The organism is Aureimonas ureilytica DSM 18598 = NBRC 106430, from assembly GCF_000382705.1.
In the GTDB taxonomy this organism is placed as follows: Bacteria; Pseudomonadota; Alphaproteobacteria; order Rhizobiales; family Rhizobiaceae; genus Aureimonas; species Aureimonas ureilytica.
Window position 1 is genome coordinate 149,005 of record NZ_ARQE01000005.1, and the last position, 18,261, is coordinate 167,265.

15 protein-coding genes are annotated in these 18,261 nt (G+C 68.3%); 14 read left to right on the forward strand and 1 reads right to left on the reverse strand.

The genetic code is table 11. The annotated features are described in order from the left end of the window. Positions 1-22: 22 nt before the first annotated feature. Positions 23-1,090: an ATP-binding protein gene (locus tag B146_RS27765; protein ID WP_162141944.1), complete on the reverse strand. Its 1,068-nt coding sequence runs from the start codon at positions 1,088-1,090 to the stop codon at positions 23-25. A gap of 101 nt (positions 1,091-1,191) precedes the next feature. On the opposite strand from B146_RS27765, the gene B146_RS0112800 reads away from it, so the two are divergent. From B146_RS0112800 to B146_RS27770, 14 genes are all read left to right on the forward strand, one after another. Then, on the forward strand, positions 1,192-1,521 hold the full coding sequence (locus tag B146_RS0112800; protein ID WP_019996843.1) for an STAS domain-containing protein: 330 nt from the start codon (positions 1,192-1,194) through the stop codon (positions 1,519-1,521). Between the two features lie 238 nt (positions 1,522-1,759). Continuing rightward, positions 1,760-4,447: a type VI secretion system ATPase TssH gene (gene tssH, locus B146_RS0112805; protein ID WP_019996844.1), complete on the forward strand. Its 2,688-nt coding sequence runs from the start codon at positions 1,760-1,762 to the stop codon at positions 4,445-4,447. 55 nt (positions 4,448-4,502) lie between these two features. Further along, entirely contained in the window at positions 4,503-4,976 is a 474-nt protein-coding gene (locus B146_RS0112810; protein WP_019996845.1) for an Hcp family type VI secretion system effector, read from the forward strand. A 44-nt stretch (positions 4,977-5,020) separates the two neighbouring features. Beyond that, positions 5,021-7,090, forward strand: coding sequence for a type VI secretion system Vgr family protein (locus tag B146_RS0112815; protein WP_019996846.1), 2,070 nt, complete (start codon positions 5,021-5,023; stop codon positions 7,088-7,090). A gap of 2 nt (positions 7,091-7,092) precedes the next feature. Then, positions 7,093-7,713, forward strand: a complete 621-nt coding sequence (locus B146_RS25950; protein ID WP_019996847.1) for a DUF6931 family protein — start codon at positions 7,093-7,095, stop codon at positions 7,711-7,713. After that, entirely contained in the window at positions 7,713-8,963 is a 1,251-nt protein-coding gene (gene tssA / locus B146_RS25955; protein ID WP_019996848.1) for a type VI secretion system protein TssA, read from the forward strand. Before B146_RS25950 ends, tssA begins: the two co-directional genes overlap by 1 nt. A gap of 23 nt (positions 8,964-8,986) precedes the next feature. After that, positions 8,987-9,502 carry a type VI secretion system contractile sheath small subunit gene (gene tssB, locus B146_RS0112830; protein ID WP_019996849.1) on the forward strand — a complete coding sequence of 172 codons (516 nt, stop codon included), beginning with the start codon at positions 8,987-8,989 and terminating at the stop codon, positions 9,500-9,502. After that, positions 9,499-10,992 (forward strand): type VI secretion system contractile sheath large subunit, encoded by a 1,494-nt coding sequence (tssC, locus tag B146_RS0112835; RefSeq protein ID WP_407638557.1) that lies wholly within the window; start codon positions 9,499-9,501, stop codon positions 10,990-10,992. The genes tssB and tssC (B146_RS0112835) overlap by 4 nt, the downstream gene beginning before the upstream one ends. Positions 10,993-11,005: 13 nt before the next feature. Beyond that, positions 11,006-12,559, forward strand: coding sequence for a type VI secretion system contractile sheath large subunit (gene tssC, locus B146_RS0112840; protein WP_019996851.1), 1,554 nt, complete (start codon positions 11,006-11,008; stop codon positions 12,557-12,559). An 8-nt stretch (positions 12,560-12,567) separates the two neighbouring features. After that, complete coding sequence (gene tssE / locus B146_RS0112845; RefSeq protein ID WP_019996852.1) at positions 12,568-13,062, forward strand: type VI secretion system baseplate subunit TssE; 495 nt, start codon at positions 12,568-12,570, stop codon at positions 13,060-13,062. Positions 13,063-13,079: 17 nt separating this feature from the next. Then, positions 13,080-14,918 carry a type VI secretion system baseplate subunit TssF gene (tssF, locus tag B146_RS0112850; protein ID WP_019996853.1) on the forward strand — a complete coding sequence of 613 codons (1,839 nt, stop codon included), beginning with the start codon at positions 13,080-13,082 and terminating at the stop codon, positions 14,916-14,918. Further along, positions 14,882-15,988, forward strand: a complete 1,107-nt coding sequence (tssG, locus tag B146_RS0112855) for a type VI secretion system baseplate subunit TssG (RefSeq protein WP_019996854.1) — start codon at positions 14,882-14,884, stop codon at positions 15,986-15,988. Before tssF ends, tssG begins: the two co-directional genes overlap by 37 nt. Next, on the forward strand, positions 15,985-17,520 hold the full coding sequence (locus B146_RS0112860) for a class I SAM-dependent methyltransferase (RefSeq protein WP_019996855.1): 1,536 nt from the start codon (positions 15,985-15,987) through the stop codon (positions 17,518-17,520). The genes tssG and B146_RS0112860 overlap by 4 nt, the downstream gene beginning before the upstream one ends. Then, entirely contained in the window at positions 17,510-18,259 is a 750-nt protein-coding gene (locus B146_RS27770; protein WP_019996856.1) for a protein kinase domain-containing protein, read from the forward strand. The genes B146_RS0112860 and B146_RS27770 overlap by 11 nt, the downstream gene beginning before the upstream one ends. The last annotated feature ends 2 nt before the right edge of the window (positions 18,260-18,261 follow it).

The following is an 18,261-nucleotide window of genomic DNA, read 5'->3' on the forward strand; positions in this document are numbered from 1 at the left end:
TTTTGCTTAGACTCTCGTGGAATCAACCGCCAGACGAATCAAGCGCCGCCTCGGGGGCGAATCGCTTCCTCAGTCTCAAAACATTCCATCCTCTCTCACGGGCATAGGAAAGCTCGTCCGCCAGCGTGCGAACGAAGTGGATTCCGAGCCCGCCGACCTCGCGATCCTCGATCTCGCCGGAGAGGTCCGGCTCGGGCGACTGGAGCGGATCGAAGGCCCGCCCGTCGTCGCGCACGGTGAGATCGACGCAGCCGGGCGTCACTTCGAGATCGACGAGAATCTCGTGCCAGCCGTTGTCGGGATAGCCGTAGCTGACCGTGTTGGTCAGAAGCTCGTCCAAGGCGAGGCCGAGCGCGGCGCCGACCATGTCGGGCACCTCCTCGCGCGAGAGGGTCGCCTCGATGTCGGACACGAGACCCGCGATCGCGGCGAGATCGTTGGGAATGGCGAAATCGTGCGCGCCCTTTCGCTTGAGGGAGCGCAGCGTCACGCCGACCAGCGCCGCGCCGGGCCCGCTCGCTTCGCGCAGGCGCGCGGCGAGATCGTCCATGCCGAATTCGGGTGCCTCCGCCGCGACGGCACCGAGCGTGCGCGCGCCGACGGCGAGCCAGAGAACCGAGCCCTCCGGCAGCAGCCCCTCGCCTTCCGACGCTTGTGCGCCGACGCTCAGGCAATAATGGCCCCGCCCGAAGCCGGCGAAGCGACCCGTCGCCGGATCGAGCGTCGCGAAGGCGAGATCGAAGTCGTCGCCGGGAAATTCCGCAGCGTAAGCCGATTCGGCGAGATCGAGCGTTTCGGCGGGCTCGACCTGGAGCGCGAGCGCGGCGCGCAGGAGGCGATGGAGCGCGCTCGCCCGCAAGGCGCCCGCCGTGCCGCCGCGCCGGACCTGCGCGGCCCCCAACGCCAGAACGCGGCCCGGCAGCCAGAACGCATCATAGAAGGCGTATGCGCCAGCGCCCTCGCCCGCGACGCCGGCCAGTTCCAGGTCGCGCCGGCTGGGGAAACGTTGCGGCCGCAACAGGCGCGCGATCTCGGCGGCGAGCCGCTCGTCGGGCGTGCGGGCATGCGGCGTAACGGACGAAGCGGTCATGAAACGCATTTGTAAGAGAGCTGTTCGATGAGTAGAACATAGAAACTGAATTGACGAAGCCTTGACGACGTCGGTTCAGAGCGAGTTTTTGGGATCGTATCATGAATATCACCGAAGTTCGGCGCAACGATCGGCTCGTTGTGGCTCTCGTCGGCCGTCTCGACAGCGGCACGGCGCCCCTTCTCGACCGCCATCTGTCGGCGGTGATCCAGCGCGGCGACACGCGGCTGGTGCTCGACCTGACCGGCGTCGACTATATCAGCAGCACGGGATTGTCGGTGTTTTTGTCCGCCGCCAAGAAGATCAAGCCGGTGCCGGGCGGCTCGCTGGCGCTGGCCGGCCTCAACAGCCGAATCCGCCTCGTGTTCGAGATGAGCGGCTTCCTGCGCCTGTTTCCGGTCTTCGCGAGCGTGGACGAGGCGGTCGCCTGAGGGCGCGATTCGGCTCTTGGTCAGGCCGCGCGCACGGCGTGCGGCTGGCTCCGCGAAAATCATCCGGCACGATTGGACAATTCAGAAGCTTCTGAGACGCAGGGCCAAATACCGGCGCTCCGGTGGGGTCGAACAAGGCCGCACTTAAGGTGTACCTCTCCTGTAACGCGACGCCTCGCCCCTCGGTTCCAACGAACCCGGCAAGGCCTCGGTCAGGCTCAGGCACCAGGAGAGTCCATTGGCTGTCGATCTGCAGGTTCTCGTGGGGCGCCTCAACGCGCCCACCCGCGCATCCCTCGAAGCCGCGGTGGGTCTGACCCTTTCGCGCACGCACTACAATGTCGAGATCGAGCACTGGCTGACCAAGCTGGCCGAGCCCGCCGACACGGATGCCGCCGCGATCCTGCGCCATTTCGGCGTCGACGTTTCGCGCCTCCAGGCCGACCTGACCCGCGTCCTCGACCGCTTCAAGACCGGCAACAGCCGCGCGCCGTCGCTGGCGCCCAACATCATCCGCCTGATGCGCGAAGCCTGGCTCCTGGCCTCGCTGGAATCGGGCGAGGCGAGCGTTCGCAGCGGCCATATCCTGGCGGCGCTGATGGGCGACGACACGCTGTCGGCCGTGGCGCGGGACGCCTCGCGCGAACTCGCCAAGATCAAGGGCGAGGACCTGAAGGCCGCGCTCGCCACGATCACCGCCTCCTCCTCCGAAGCGCCGCAGGACGGCGCGGCCAAGGGCGAGACGGCCCGTCCGCGCGCCGCCACCAGCGCGGCCGGCGCGGCGCTCGAGCAGTACACCGTCAACCTGACGGCCCGTGCCCGCGACGGGCAGATCGATCCGGTTCTCGGCCGCGACGCCGAAACGCGTCAGATCATCGACATCCTGACGCGCCGCCGCCAGAACAACCCGATCCTCACCGGCGAGGCCGGCGTCGGCAAGACGGCGGTCGTGGAAGGCTTCGCGCTGAAGATCGCGTCGGGCGACGTGCCCGACAGCCTGAAGGACGTCGAGCTTCTGTCGCTCGATCTCGGCCTGCTCCAGGCCGGGGCCGGCATGAAGGGCGAGTTCGAAAACCGCCTGAAGAACGTGATCGAGGGCGTGAAGGCCTCGGCCAAGCCGATCATCATGTTCATCGACGAAGCCCATACGCTGATCGGCGCCGGCGGCGCGGCGGGCCAGAACGACGCGGCCAACCTTCTGAAGCCGGCGCTGGCGCGCGGCGAGATGCGCACGATCGCGGCCACGACCTGGGCCGAGTACAAGAAATATTTCGAGCGCGACCCTGCCCTCACCCGCCGCTTCCAGGTGGTGAAGGTCGAGGAGCCCGGCGACGAGGCGGCGATCGCCATGATGCGCGGCCTCGTGCCGACGCTGGAGCGCCACCATGGCGTGCGCATCCTGTCGGAAGCGGTGGAAGACGCGGTTCGCATGTCGCGCCGCTACATTCCGAGCCGCCAGCTTCCCGACAAGGCGGTGAGCCTTCTCGACACGGCGGCGGGGCGCGTGGCCGTCGCCAGCAACTCGACGCCCGCCGCGATCGAGGACGCAAGGCGCCAGATCCAGATGCTCGACACGGACCTTGCCGTGCTCGGCCGTGAAACCCGCATCGGCGCCGACCATGCCGCCCGCATGGGCGAGCTGGAGGAGCGCCGCGCCAAGACGCAGGAGCGCCTCGCGGAGCTCGAAGGCCAGTTCGAGCGCGAGAAGACGCTGGTCGACCGCATGCGCGCGCTCCATGACGATCTCGGCCAGGCCGAGCGCCCCGAAGGCGACACGGCCGATCCGGACGCGCTGCGCGCCGAGCTGCGGACCTTGAGCGACGAGCTGACCGCGCTCCAGGGCGAGCACCCCCTGATGCGCGTCACCGTCGACAGCCAGGCCATCGCCGAAGTGATCGCCAACTGGACGGGCATTCCGGTCGGCCGGATGATCTCCAACGAGATCAAGACGGTCCTGAACCTCAAGCCGCGCCTCGAAGAGCGCGTCATCGGCCAGCCGCAGGCGCTCGAAGCGATCGCCGAGACGATCCGCACCTCGCGCGCCAAGCTGTCCGACCCGCGCAAGCCGATCGGCGTCTTCCTGATGGTCGGCACGTCCGGCGTCGGCAAGACCGAAACGGCGCTGGCCGTCGCCGAACTCCTTTATGGCGGCGAGCAGAACCTCACCGTCATCAACATGTCGGAGTTCAAGGAAGAGCATAAGGTCTCCATGCTCGTCGGCTCGCCTCCCGGCTATGTCGGCTATGGCGAAGGCGGCGTCCTGACCGAGGCCGTTCGTCGCCGCCCCTATTCGGTGATCCTGCTCGACGAGGTCGAGAAGGCGCATCCGGGCGTGCAGGACGTGTTCTATCAGGTGTTCGACAAGGGCATGCTGCGCGACGGCGAAGGGCGCGACATCGACTTCAAGAACACGGTCATCATCCTGACCTCGAACGCGGGCACGGACCTCATCCATCGCCTCTGCGCCAATCCGGCGACGCGGCCGAGCCCGGAGGATCTGGCCGAGGCGCTGCGCCCCGAGCTTCTGAAGAACTTCAAGCCGGCCTTCCTCGGCCGCTGCTCGGTGATCCCCTATTTCCCGCTCGCCGACGACGTGATCCGCCAGATCGTGGAGCTTCAGCTCAAGCGCATCGCCAAGCGCTTCGCCGAGACCTACAAGGCGCGCCTCGTGTGGGACGACGCGCTCGTCGCCGCCATCGCGGCCCGCTGCACCGAGGTCGAGAGCGGCGCGCGCAACATCGAATACATCCTGTCGCGCAGCCTCCTGCCCCAGCTTTCGGCGCAGGTCCTCGCCTGGATTTCGGAAGATCGCGAAGTGCCCGACGTTCGGATCGCGATCGATCCGCAGGGCAGCTTCACCTTTACCCCCGCCGACGCGGCGGAGGGGGACCTGCTCCCGGTCGAAGAACCGGTCGCGGCTGAATAACCGCGTCGTCGCCCGCCTCTCTCATCCTGCTTTTCATAACGAAGGAACCGCATTCATGGCTATCTACCTGAAGTACAACGACCTCGAAGGCAACGTCACCGCCGCCGGCTTCGAGAAGTGGATCGAGCTGGGCAGCATGCAGTGGGGCGTCGGCCGTGGCATCGGTTCGGCCGACGGCACGTCCGGCGTGCGCGAAAGCTCGGCCGCTTCGGTCAGCGAGGTCAGCGTGACCAAGCAGCTCGACAAGGTTTCGCACAAGCTTCTGGAAGAGGCCCTCTACGGCCAGCCGGTGAAGGTCGAGATCGCCCTCACCCGCACCAAGAAGGACGGCGAGGAAGAGTTCCTGCGCTACGAGCTCACCAACACGATGACCTCGGGCTACTCGATCTCCTCGGGTGGCGACCGTCCGACGGAGAGCCTGTCCTTCAACTTCACGAAGGTCATGATGAAGAACTCGGTCGCCAAGATCGACAACACGGGCGAAGCCCAGACCACGACCTACGACATGGCGACCCGCAAGAGCGCCTGATCTTCGTCCTCGCAACGTCCCCGACGTCATCCTGAAAGGTCCCCATGTCGACGGTTTCCCTGTCGCAGGATCAGCGCTGGTTGCGGCTTCAAACGCCGCTCGGCCAGGATGTGCTCGTGGTCGAGGAAATGGAGGGCCGCGAATCTCTTTCGCGGCTCTTCGCCTTCCGTCTGCGCGGCCTGTGCAGCCGCCCCTTCGCGCCCGCCGATCTTCTGGGCCAGGGCGTCGGCCTGACGCTGGCGCGCTATTCCACCGAGACGCGGTACATCCACGGGATCGTGACAAACCTGCGCTTCGGCCCGCGCCTGCGCAGCGGCTATCGCCGCTACGAGATCGATGTCGAGCCGAGCCTCTCGGTGCTCGGCCATTCCTCGAACTACCGCATCTTCCAGGAGCAGAGCGTCGTCGACATCGCGACCGCGATCTTCGGCGAGCGCAAGATCACCGATTTCCGCTTCGAGATCGTCGGCGCCAAGACGCCGCGTCCTTACTGCGTCCAGTTCGGCGAAACCGACCTCGCCTTCGTCTCCCGCCTCTTCGAGGAGGAAGGCTATTTCTTCTATTTCGAGCACGCGGCGAGCGCCCACACGCTGGTGGTCGCCAACAGCGCCGTGAAATACGCCGCCGCGTCCGGCGCGGCGCTTCGCCATTCGGAGAACAGCACCGAGGGCGAGCGCCTCGTTCAGTCCGTCGCGCTCGACCGCCGGATGGCCGACACGAAATGGGCCTTTCGCCAGTTCGACTTCACCGCCCCCGCGACGCCGATCGACGGCTCCAGCGAAAGCAGCCTGTCGCTGACCAGCGCCTGGAGCGGCTGGGAGCATTTCGCCTATGGCGAGGGCGAGGCGGTCGAGGCGCAGCAGAAGGCGCAAGGCGGCCGCAACATGGACGCCGCCGACGCGATGACCGAGGAGCTGGACGGCCAGTCCACCGCCGCCTCGCTCGTTCCGGGAAAGAAGTTCTCCATCGAGAGCGACACGCATGACGACGTGACGCTTCTGGAAGGCGCCGCGTTCTCGGGCGAGAGCTTCGTCACCGTTTCGGTCGAGCATCACCTGATCGACCCGTCCTTCTTCAACAGCCGGCCCAAGCAGGAGGGCAAGGCGACCTATTCCAACCGCTTCCGCGCCATTCCCGCCGGCCGCACCGCCCGCCCCGCCATCCACACGGCCAAGCCCCGCGCCCACGGGCCGCAGACGGCGACCGTGGTCGGCCCGTCGGATTCGGAAATCTACACCGACAAGCATGGCCGCGTGCGCGTCCAGTTCCATTGGGACCGGCTCGGCAAGAAGGACGAGCAGAGCTCCTGCTTCATTCGCGTGGCCCAGAGCTGGGCCGGCAAGAGCTGGGGCATGCAGTTCGTTCCGCGTGTCGGCATGGAGGTCGTGGTTCACTTCCTGAACGGCGACCCGGACCAGCCGCTCGTCACCGGCGCGCTCTACAATGGCGACCTGACGCCGCCCTTCGCCCTGCCCGGCGAGATGAACAAGAGCGGCCTGCGGACCCGCTCCACCAAGTCGGGCAACACCGAGACCTTCAGCGAACTGTCCTTCGACGACACCAAGGACAAGGAACAGGTCCTGTTCCACGCCCAGAAGGACTTCAAGCGCGTGGTCGAGAACGACGACGTGCTCGATGTCGGTCACGACCAGACCCGCACGATCAAGAACGACCGGACCACCACGATCTCGGACGGAAACGATAAGTTTACCTTGTCAAAAGGCAATCGCTCCGAAACGATCTCGCAAGGGAACGAAACGCTGGAGATCAGCCAGGGCAATCGAACCGTGACGTTGACGCAAGGAAACGACAGTCTGAAACTGGGGTCCGGCAACCTCTCGATCGCGCTGCAGGGCGGCAACATGAATGTCGAGCTGCAGGCGGGCAACCTGTCGCAGGTCTGCACCGCCGGCAAGGTGACGATCGAGGCGTTGCAGGGCATCACCCTGAAATGCGGGCAGAGCACGATCGAGGTCACGCCGCAGGGCGTGACCATCAAGGGCCCGATGATCACGGCGCAGGCCACCGCCAAGGCCGAGCTCTCCGGTCTCATGGTCGACGTGAAGGGCTCGGGCATGACGCAGGTCAATGGCGGCCTGGTGAAGATCAACTGACCATGACGCTTTCTCTCGCCCCCATTCGCAAGATCAGCGCCGCGTCCGCCGCCGAAGTCTGCGGACGCGTGGCGCTCAGCGCCGACGCCTGCGCCTATCTCACGCCCTCGCTTTCGCCCCAGAGCTTTCTGACGCTCCTCGACCGGGGCGGCCACTTCTCCGACGCCGTTCGCTTTCTGGCCTTCGCGCTGCCGGTGCGCGAGGGCGTCTGGTGGGCCTGCATGACGGGCCTCGCCATTCCGGGCGCGACCTCGGCGGACCCCGACCCCGCCTATTCGGCGGCGCAGGACTGGGTCTACGACACGAGCGACGAGCGGCGCTTCCTGTGCCTGCGCGCGGCCGAGAGCGTGCAGTCCGCCACGCCCGGCGCCTATGCCGCGCTCGCCGCCTTCTGGTCGGGCGGCAGCATGGCGCCCGAGGGCCTGCCCGAAGTCGTGCCCGACCCCGTGCTCGCGCCGACCGGCGTCGCCGCCTCGATCCTCCTTGCGGTCGCCGCCGGCGATCCGGCCGGCGCGGAGGGCTTCTTCCGCGATGCGATCCGCCGCGGCGTCGATATCGGCAATGGCGGCGACGGCCGCCAGCCGGGCGGCGCGCGGTCCTTCTCCAACAGAGTGCCGAACTGATGTCGCTTCCCGCCGTGATCGATCTCGAGACCCTGTCCCGGCCCTTCGGCGACGACGCGCCGTCGGGGAGCGATCCGCGCGCCGACAGTTCCGGCCAGTCGCTCTACTACCGCGTGAAGGACGCCCGCTCCGCCTCGCGCGCGGCCGAGCGCGCCAATGTGGATGCCGGCGCCCTGCCGCCCGAAACCTGGGCGACCGTGCAGCAGAGCGGGCTCGACCTTCTGGCCGAACAGGCCAAGGACCTCGAGATCGCTGCCTGGACCACCGAGGCGCTGACGCGCCTCGAGGGCTTTGCCGGCCTGCGCGACGGGTTGCAGCTCCTCACCGCCCTCGTCGACGGGTTCTGGGAGACGGTTCATCCGCTGCCGGACGAGGAAGACGGCAACGAGGGGCGCCTGACGGCCATCGCGGCGCTCAGCGGCGCGGGCGCGGCCGGCACGCTCGCCCAGACCCTTCGCACCCTGCCGCTCGTCGGCCTGACGCGCACCGCCTCGATCTGGAACTACGATCAGGCGATGGAGCTGGAGAAAATCACCGATCCGGCCCGCAAGGCGGCGCGGATGTCCAGCGGTTCAATGTCGCTGGAGCAGTTCCGCGAGAGTCTCGCCGAAACCCCCGGACGCGATCTCTACGACCTCCTGAAGACGGTCGAGGAGGCGCTGAAGGCGCTGGCCGCGCTTGGCACCTCGCTCGACACGGCGGCCGGCTACGACGCGCCGTCCTTCACGCCGCTGCGTGAGCTTCTGGAGCATGTCGCCGGCTCGATCCGCCATTTCGGCGCCGAGAAGATCGCCGCCCAGGAAAAGGCGCAGGACAAGGCTTCGGCCGCGAGCGCAGCCGCCGCCGCCCCGCCCCCTACAGTGACTTCCGGCGACGCGCCCGCCGCCGGCATGGTGGTGGTGGCGAGCGGCGTCGCCGCGCCGCGCACCAACGGTTTCGCCAATCGCGAGGAGGCGCTGCACGCCGTTCTGCAGCTTGCCGAGTATTTCCAGCGCACCGAGCCGCAGGCGCCGATTTCCTATACGCTGATCGAGGCGGTGCGCCGCGCGCGCATGTCGTTGCCCGAGCTCCTCGAGGAGCTCTCCAACGACGCATCGCATATCAGCCGCTTCATTCTGGCCGCCGGCATGCGCCGCGACGGCATCACCGAAATTGCCCAGGTTCAACCGGTCGCCTCCGCCGCTCCGTCCTACAGCGGCGGCGGCAGCAGCTATAGCGAAAGCAAGCCGGACTCGAACGATGGGTGGTAATCGCTTCAATACTGGAGAGGGCTATGTCCGAAAGCTTGCAGCATAAACTGAACCGGGTGCGGAAGCCCCGCGTTCACATCACCTACGATGTCGAGACGGAAGGCGCCGAAGTCCGCAAGGAACTGCCCTTCGTCGTCGGCGTGCTCGGCGACTTCTCCGGCAAGTCCTACGAGCCCCAGAAGCCGCTGCGCGAGCGCAAGTTCACGCAGATCGACCGCGACAATTTCGACGAGACGCTGCAGCGCCTGACGCCGGGCGCTCAGTTCCGCGTCGACAACACGCTGTCGGACGACGGTTCGGAACTCGCCGTGGACCTGAAGTTCAAGTCCATGGCCGATTTCGAGCCGGCCGCGATCGTTCAGCAGGTCGAGCCGCTGCGCAAGCTTCTCGAAGCGCGCAACAAGCTGCGCGACCTCATGACCAAGGTCGACCGCTCCGAAGAGCTGGAGAACCTGCTCGAGGAAGTCCTGAAGAACACCGACCAGATCCAGGCCCTGGCCAGCCAGCTCGGCACGGATTCGGGCAAGGGAGACGAGTGATGAGCGAGACCCAGCTGAAGTCGGCCGGCGGCGCGGAAGCCACCGCCACCTCCGGTAGCCTTCTCGACCAGGCCATCGGCGTGACCCGCAACACCGATGCCAACGAGGTCCAGGACCTTCTGCGCAACCTGACGCAGGAGGCCATGAACGGCACGGTGACGTTCAACAAGAACCTCGCCGTCACGTTCCAGAAGGCCATCGCGGCGATCGACGACAAGATCTCCAAGCAGCTGTCGGCGATCATGCATCATCCCGAGTTCCAGGAGCTCGAGGGCTCGTGGCGCGGGCTGAACTACCTCGTCAAGAATTCCGAGACGGGCTCCAACCTGAAGATCCGCCTGCTCAACATCTCCAAGAAGGAGCTGGGCAAGGATCTCTCGAAGGCCGCCGAATTCGATCAGAGCATGATCTTCAAGAAGATCTACGAGAACGAGTTCGGCCTGTCGGGCGGCGAGCCCTACGGCGCGCTGATCGGCAATTACGACTTCGGCCCGGGCGCCGACGACCTGTCCACGCTGCAGAGCATGTCGAACGTCGCGGCGGCGGCTTTCGCGCCCTTCATCGCGGCGGCCTCGCCGCAGATGTTCGGCCTGGAATCCTTCACCGAACTCTCCAAGCCGCGCGATCTGGAAAAGATCTTCGAGACGCCCGACTACATCAAGTGGCGCTCGTTCCGCGAAAGCGAGGACAGCCGCTTCGTGACGCTCGCCATGCCCCGCGTCCTGTCGCGCCTGCCCTACGGCGCGGCCGGCACGCAGGTCGAGGAGTTCGACTTCCAGGAAGCTCCCGTCGACGCCAGCGGCCGCACCACGGCCATGACGCCCGACAAGTTCACCTGGACGAACGCCGCCTTCTCGCTCGGCGCGCGCCTCACCGACGCCTTCGCCCAGACCGGCTGGTGCACCGCGATCCGCGGCGCGGAAGGCGGCGGCAAGGTCGAGAACCTGCCGAGCTTTAGCTTCGTCTCCGACAGCGGCGACACGGACCAGCAGTGCCCGACCGAGATCGGCATCACCGATCGCCGCGAAGCGGAGCTCTCCAAGCTCGGCTTCCTGCCGCTCTGCCACTACAAGAACACCGACTATGCCGTGTTCTTCGGCGCGCAGACCACCCAGAAGCCCAAGAAGTACGACACGCCCGAGGCGACGGCCAATGCCGCCATCTCCTCGCGCCTGCCCTACATCATGGCGACCGGCCGCATCGCGCACTACCTGAAGGTCATGGGCCGCGACAAGGTCGGCTCCTTCATGGAAGCGAGCGACGCCGAGGCCTGGCTGAACCGCTGGATCGGCAACTACGTCAACGGCAACGCGGCCGCCGGCCCCGAGACCAAGGCCCGCTTCCCGCTGGCCGAGGCGAAGGTGACCGTGAAGGAAGTCCCGGGCGCGCCCGGCTCCTACAACGCCGTCGCCTATCTGCGTCCCTGGCTGCAGATGGAGGAACTCACCACCTCCATGCGCCTCGTGGCCCGCATCCCGGCTTCGGCCTGACGGGCGGCGCGGCGTGCTGGCGGATCAGTCCTCCTCGCCCGGCGAGGTGAAGCCAGCCGGCGCCGCCGCGCGGCCTCTGGGGCTTCGGTTGACCGAAGCCCTGTTCGAAACGGATGAGGCGGGCGAGAGCGATCTCGCCCGTTTCCTCGCCTGCGACGACGCCGCCGAGGCGCTGTCGCTCTGGTACGGCGAGCGGCTGGAGCCGCTCCTGACGCGCGGCGGAGCAGGCCTTCGCGCCTCGATCGACCGCGACATCGCGGCGATCGACGAAATGCTCTCGGCGCAAGTCGAGACGATCCTGCACCATTCCGACTTCCAGACGCTCGAAGCCTCCTGGCTCGGGCTCGACCAGCTTCTCGACGCGGCCGGCGCCGACGAGCGCATCGTGGTGCGCATCCTCTCGGCCACCTGGGCCGAGATCGGGCGCGACTTCAACCGCGCCGCCGAGTTCGACCGCAGCCTCCTCTTCGAGCGCCTCTACAGCGACGAATTCGGCATGCCCGGCGGCCTGCCCTACGGGCTGGTCCTGTGCGACTACGAGATCCAGCATCGGCACGGCACGCGCAGCGGCGCGGCGGCCGACGACATTTCCACGCTCTCCTCGCTCGCCGGCGTCGCGGCTGCGGCCTTCGCCCCTTGCATCATCGGAGCGAGCCCGGCGCTTCTCGGCGTCGAGGACTTTTCCGAACTGTCCTTCGCGCAGGATATCGGCCTGCCCTTCCGGGGCGCGGACTATGCCCGCTGGCGCGCGCTCCAGGCGCGCGACGACAGCCGCTTCCTCGCCGTCACCGCGCCGCGCGTCCTGATGCGCCGCCGCCATGCCGAGGACGGCACGCGGGCCGAGCCCTTCCGCTTCGAGGAAGGCCGGCGCGGCCTCGGTATCGACGACTGGCTCTTCGGCAACGCGGTCTATGCCTTCGGCGCGGTGGTGATCCAGGCCTTCCGCGACTGGAGCTGGTTCGCCGACATTCGCGGCACACGGCAGGACGAAAGCGGCGCGGGTCTCGTCGAGAACATGCCGATCGCGCCCTTTTCCACCGGCGAGGCGCGGGCCTATCGCCGACCGCTGGAAGTGGAGCTGACCGACCGCAAGCAGAAGCAGATGGAGGAGATCGGCCTGATGGCGCTCAGCCCCTGCCGCTACACGCCGAATTCCGCCTTTCTCGGCGCGCCCTCGCTCCATGCGCCGGCGGCCGGCGGCGGCACGGATGCGCGCGGCGCCAACGAGCGCATCTCGGCCATGCTGCAATACATTCTCTGCGTCAGCCGCTTTGCCCATTACATCAAGGTCATCGCGCGCGACGCGATGGGCGCCTTCACCACCGCCGAGGAATTGCAGACGCGCCTCAGCAGCTGGCTCCAGCAATATGTGACCGGCAATTCCGACGCGCCGGACGAGCTGAAGGCGCAATATCCCTTGAACAGCTCCAGCGTGGAAATCCGCGAACTGCCCGGCAAGCCCGGCTCGTTCGCCTGCGTGATGCAGCTGAAGCCGCATTTCCAGATCGACCAGATGGTCGCCTCGTTCCGCCTCCACACGGAGCTGAGCGGCTTGCGCGTGCGCTGAGAGCCTCGATGTCCAACACCCGCTCCCGCCCCCCGATCCGCCTGTCGCTGCTCGACCGTCTGCTGGCCGGCGACACGCCCGATACGGGCCGCGAGGGCGCGGCCGGCGTCGCGGCGCTGCGCAACAGCGTTCGGCGCGATCTGGAAGCCCTGTTCAACACCCGCCCCTGTCAGGTCTCCGCCCCGCCCGGCCTCGACGAGCTGCGCACCTCGCTCCTCACCTACGGGCTCAGCGATTTGCAGACCCGCTCCATGGCCTCGGAAAGCCAGCGCGAAACCTTCCGCCGGCAGTTCGAGGAGATGATCCGCCGTTTCGAGCCGCGCCTGCGCGAGGTGAGCGTCGAAATGCCGAAAGCCAACAATCCGCTCGATCGGACCTTGCGGTTTCGCATCCGGGGCCTTCTGGTAACGGAAGCGGGTGCGGAGGCGATCGTCTACGACACGGCGGTCGATCCGGCGGCGCGCAACCTGTCGATCACCGGCGTCGAAGCCGGCGGCCTGTAAGCGGCAGAAGAAGCGAAATGTCCGATACGTTCCTGACGCATTACAATCGCGAACTCCTGGCGATCCGCCGCGCGGCGGCCGATTTCGCCGCCGAGCATCCGCGCATCGCCGGGCGGCTGCGCGTTTCGGCCGACGCGGTGGAGGACCCCTCGGTCGGCCGGCTGATCGAGAGCTTCGCCTTTCTGACCGCGCGCGTGCGCCAGAAGCTCGATGACGACTTTCCCGAACTGACCGACGCGCTGATCGGGATGCTCTATCCCCATTACCAGCGACCGGTTCCCTCCATGTCGGTGCTGCAGATCGAGCCGCCGGCCGATCTCCAGGCGAGCTACCGGGTCGAGGCCGGCGCGCTTCTCGACACCGAGCCCGTGGAAGGCGAGCCCTGCCGCTTCCGCACGGCCTATCCGGTGGAGCTGCACCCGATCCGCCTCTCGGGCGCGAGCCTAGCAAGCCGTCCGTTTCAGGCCCCCGTCGTGCCGGGGGCGGCGGGCGCGGTCTCGTGCCTGCGCCTGACGCTGGAGCCGAGCGCCAGCGAGCGCAGCTTCGCCGAGGTGGCGCCGGGGCGCCTTCGCGTCTTCCTGCGTGGCCAGCCGGCGCTGACCTACGAGCTGCACGAGCTTCTCCTGAACGACGCGGTGGCCGTCGCCTTCGCCAACGGGCCGAGCGACCCCGCCCCCGTCGTGGCCGAGGCCTCCGCGCTCCAGCCGGTCGGTTTCGGCACGGACGAAGGGCTGCTGCTTTATCCCGAGAACGCCCATGCGGGCTATCGTCTGCTCACCGAGTTCTTCGTCTTTCCCGAGAAGTTCCTGTTCGTGGATCTGGAGCTTCCCGAGGCCGCCCGCCTCGACCCCGAGGCCCGCCGCCTCGACGTCTTCGTGTATCTCAAGCGCTCGGCGCCCTCGATCGAGCGCGCCGTGTCGCCCGAAGCCTTCGCGCTCGGCTGCACGCCCGTCGTCAACCTCTTCCGCCAGCCGGCGGAGCCGATCCGGCTCGACCATCGCAAGAGCGAGTACCGCGTTGTGCCCGACAGCCGGCGTCAGGGCGCGATGGAGGTCTATAGCGTCGAGAGCGTGTGGCTGAGCGGCGGCGGGCGCGACGCGCCGCAGGAGGCCTTTCCCTTCTACAGCCTCAGCCATGCCGACGCCTCGCAGGGGCGCACGGAAGACCGCTCGCACGAGGTCTGGTGGCTGGCCTCGCGGCAGGAGCGCGGCGCCGGCCAATCCGGCGCGCAGACGCAGATCTCGCTGGTGGACCCGTTCTTCGATCCGCAGAACCTGCCCGACGAGGTCCTCTCGGTCGACACGATCTGCTTCAACCAGGACCTGCCCGAGCGGCTGCCCTTCGGCGGGGCGCAGCCGCGCCTGTCCATGGTCAAACCCTCGCCCGCCATCGCGCGGCTGCGCCTCCTCACGCCGCCGACGCCGACCTTGCGCAATCTCTTCGGCCAGACCGGGCGCTGGCGGCTGATCTCGCATCTGGCGCTCAACCATCTCTCGCTCGTGGAAGCCGAGGACGCGAGCGCCATCCGCGAACTCCTGACGCTCTACGACGTGAAGGACTCAGCCGAAACGCGCGCGCTGATCGACGGCGTCCTTTCGGTCTCCTCCCGGCTCGGCTCGGCCCGGCTGCGCGGGGCGGACCAGATCGCCTTCTGCCGGGGCGTCGATGTCGAGATCACCTTCGACGACGCCAATTTCTCGGGCTCCAGCGTCTTTCTCCTGGCCAGCATTCTGGAGCGCTTTCTCGGCCTCTACACGTCGGTCAATTCCTTTTCCCGCCTGACGGCCCGCATCAAGGGCCGCACCGGAGTTCTGCGCCAATGGCCAAGCCGAGCCGGCGACCGCGTTCTTCTCTGATCGACGCGCTGGAGCGCGACCCCGGCGGGTTCGAGCTGTTTCAGGCGATCCGTCTGGCCGAGCGCGTCGTCGCGCGCGAGCGCGAGCGCGCCGGACACGCGCTGCCGGACGCGGTCGGGCGCGGCGTCGATCCGCGCGAGGCCGCCCTGCGCATCGAGGCGACTTCCAGCCTGTCCTTCGCCGCCAAGGAAGTCACGCGCGTGCGTTTCGATCCGGGCGGGCCGGCGCGGCTGACGCAAGGCGTGATCGGCCTCACCGGGGCGGGCGGGGCGATGCCGCACGCCTTCAGCGAGATGGTGCAGACCTCGCTGCGCGAGCGCAACACCGGGCTTCGCGACTTTCTCGACCTCTTCAACGACCGGCTCGCCGCCTTTCTGTTCGAGGCCTTCGCCAAATACCGCCCGGTGATCGAGGCCGAGCGCCGGCCGCTGACCGGCAAGGCGACGAGCGACGAGGCGATGCGCGCCGTGGTCGGCCTCGCGATGCGCTCCGTCACCGAGCGGCTCGACCTGCCCGACAGCGTGATGATCCATCACGCCGGGCTGCTCGGCCCGCGGACCCGCTCGGCCCATGCGGTGGAGAAGGTTCTCTCCAACGCCTTCGGCCAGCCGATCCGGGTGGAGCAGTTCGTCGGCGAATGGCTGCCGATCGTGCCGGCCGAGCGCACGCGCCTCGGCCGGCCGGGTCTTAGCGGCGGCGCCTTTTCCAGCCTCGGCCGCGACGCCGTCGTCGGGCGCAAGAGCTGGAGCGTGCAGGGCCGCGTGCGTCTTCTGATCGGCCCGCTCGACGGCGACGTGTTCGACAGTTTTCTCCCCGGCGGCTGGCGGCAGAAGCGCCTCGCCGATCTCGCCGCCTTCTCGCTCGGGCCGGACCTCTCCTTCGTCCAGCGCCTCACCGTGAAGGCGCCCGCCGTGCCGCCGCTGCGCCTTGGCGGGCCGCGCAACGCGCTCGGCGCCAGCCGCCTCGGCTGGAACACCTGGATCGGCACGAGCGGGCCGCGCCGGGCGCCGGGCGTCGTCGACATCGCGCCGGCTTCCGCACTCCTATCCCATGCGAAGGGTTCGCAATGACCGACTGGGCTTCCGGCTATGTCGCCGATCTCGATTATGTTCCGGGTTTCTATGCCGAGCAGATGCCGGCGCATCTCGATCTCGTCTGCCTGATCCAGGGCGTCCACGCGCCGCGCCGCGCGGGCGAGCGCTTCACCTATTGCGAACTCGGCTGCGGCCTCGGCGAAACCGCGCTGACGCTCGCCGCCTGCCACCCGGAAGCCGAGGTCCACGCCTTCGACTTCAACCCCGCCCATATCGCCTATGCCAGCGAAACCGCCCGGCGGGCGGGTCTTGGCAACGTCCATTTCGCCGAGCGCTCATTCGGGGAACTCGCGGCCCTTCCCGAAGGCGCGCTGCCGCCATTCGACTACATCACGCTGCACGGTATCTGGACCTGGATCGCGCGCGAGCATCAGCTCGAAGTCGTCGATATCCTGTCGCGCTTCCTGCGACCGGGCGGCGTCGTCGCCGTGACCTACAACGCGCAGCCCGGCTGGAGCCGGCAGATGCCGCTTCAGCGCCTCCTGCACGATTACGCCGCGACGCGCGAAGGGCGCAGCGACGCCCGCGTCTTCGAGGCGCTCGGCTTTGCCGATGCCGTGCGCAAGGCCGGCTCGCTCGCCCTCGAAGGCGAATTCGTGGAGGTGAACATGGCCAAGCGCGAGCGCGGCCTCACCTATCTCGCGCACGAATATCTGAACGGCTCGTGGAAGCCGGTCTATCACGCCGATCTCGCCGCCGACATGGCGCGCGCCAAGCTCAGCTATGTCGGCAGCGCGACGGTGCTGGAAAACTTCCCGCCGATCTTCCTCAGCGAGGAACAGCGCGCGCTGGTCGCCGCCGCCCCGGCGACCATGCGGGAAATGGTGAAGGACCATTTCAACCCGCGCATCTTCCGGCGCGACGTCTTCGTGCGCGGCGCGCGCGCGCTGGCGCCCCTGGCAAAGGCGCAGATGATGGACGACACGCGCCTGACGCTCGCCGCGCCGAAAGCGCAGCATCAGCCCAAGCTCACGCTGTCGAGCGGCGAGATCGGGTTCAAGTCGCCCTTCTACGCCTTCATGGCAGAGGCCCTGACCGAGGGCGACGCCTCGCTCGCCGAGCTTCGCGCCCGACCGGACGCCCCGCCCGCCCCCTCCGGCGAGGAGCTTCTGGCAGTCGGGCTGGAGACCCGCAACGCCGTCACCGTGCATCGCCAGCCGACGCAGAGCGGGCTCGACCGGGTGCGCGCGGTGAACCTCGCCCTCGTGCGCAACGCGATCGAACAGGGCCGCTCCACGGTCACGCTCGCCGCGCTCGCCATCGAAAGCGGCGTCCAGTTCGCCCTCATCCCGATGCTCGTCTACGAGGCGCTGGCGACCGGCACGCCCGCTGAAGCCGAACCGCTGGCGCAGCGCTGCCTCGATCTTCTCCACGCGCGCGGCGAGAGTTTGCGGCGCGACGGCGAGGTGATGACCGACCCGGACGAGGTCCGCGCCGGCATGCAGAACAGCGTCGCCATCCTTCTTTCGAACCACCTGCCGGTCTGGCGCCGCGTCGGTGCCATCTGACGGGCCGGCACCCGATCTCGCCGGTCCGCCGCCCGGCTGGCGGGTCGGCGCGTGCCTGTCGAGCCGCAACGGAACGCATGTTCACCGCGCCGAGCATTCGGACGGGCGCGTCGCGCTTCTGAAGCGGCTGGACCGCGCGGCGCCCGACCCGCTCACGCGGCTGCGATTCCAGCGCGAAGCGCGTTTGGCGCGGCTCCTCGCTCATCCCGGCCTCGCCGCGCTTCTGGCGAGCGGCGAGGATTGGCTCCTGTTCGAATGGCTGGCGCCCTCGCTCGTCGACCGGCGCGAAACCTTCGCGGATTGGGCGAAGCTCGTGCCGCTTCTCGCCGGGATCGCGCAGACCCTGACCTATCTGCACGGGCGTGGCGTCGTTCATCAGGACGTGAAGCCCGCCCATATCCTTTTTCGCGGCTCCCGCGCGGTGCTGGTCGATCTCGGCGCGGCCGGGCTCGTGGCGGACGATCCGATCATTGGGCGCGAGGCGGTGGGCGCCGAGGCCTGGGCCTCCCCCGAGCAATGGGCAGGCGCGGCGCCGAGGCCGGCGGCCGACATCTGGTCGCTCGCTCGCCTCGCGGGGTGGTGCGCGGGCGAGGCGGGTTGGACGCAAGCACCCGAGCCGCTCGGCGCCATTCTTCCGCGCTGTCTCGCCTCGGACCCGAGCGCGCGGCCGAGCGCGGCGACGCTTCTTGAGACATTCCGCGACACCGGGCGATTTGCCCCCGCGCCGGGCGCATTATAACG

What these genes read in the sequence shown, in the direction of transcription:
- B146_RS27765 (WP_162141944.1), bottom strand. Translation starts at nt 1,090, where the DNA reads ATGACCGCTTCGTCCGTTACGCCGCATGCCCGCACGCCCGACGAGCGG.
- tssB (WP_019996849.1), top strand. Translation starts at nt 8,987, where the DNA reads ATGTCCGAAAGCTTGCAGCATAAACTGAACCGGGTGCGGAAGCCCCGC.
- B146_RS0112800 (WP_019996843.1), top strand. Translation starts at nt 1,192, where the DNA reads ATGAATATCACCGAAGTTCGGCGCAACGATCGGCTCGTTGTGGCTCTC.
- tssA (WP_019996848.1), top strand. Translation starts at nt 7,713, where the DNA reads ATGTCGCTTCCCGCCGTGATCGATCTCGAGACCCTGTCCCGGCCCTTC.
- tssF (WP_019996853.1), top strand. Translation starts at nt 13,080, where the DNA reads ATGTCCGATACGTTCCTGACGCATTACAATCGCGAACTCCTGGCGATC.
- B146_RS25950 (WP_019996847.1), top strand. Translation starts at nt 7,093, where the DNA reads ATGACGCTTTCTCTCGCCCCCATTCGCAAGATCAGCGCCGCGTCCGCC.
- B146_RS0112860 (WP_019996855.1), top strand. Translation starts at nt 15,985, where the DNA reads ATGACCGACTGGGCTTCCGGCTATGTCGCCGATCTCGATTATGTTCCG.
- B146_RS0112815 (WP_019996846.1), top strand. Translation starts at nt 5,021, where the DNA reads ATGTCGACGGTTTCCCTGTCGCAGGATCAGCGCTGGTTGCGGCTTCAA.
- tssG (WP_019996854.1), top strand. Translation starts at nt 14,882, where the DNA reads ATGGCCAAGCCGAGCCGGCGACCGCGTTCTTCTCTGATCGACGCGCTG.
- tssE (WP_019996852.1), top strand. Translation starts at nt 12,568, where the DNA reads ATGTCCAACACCCGCTCCCGCCCCCCGATCCGCCTGTCGCTGCTCGAC.
- B146_RS0112810 (WP_019996845.1), top strand. Translation starts at nt 4,503, where the DNA reads ATGGCTATCTACCTGAAGTACAACGACCTCGAAGGCAACGTCACCGCC.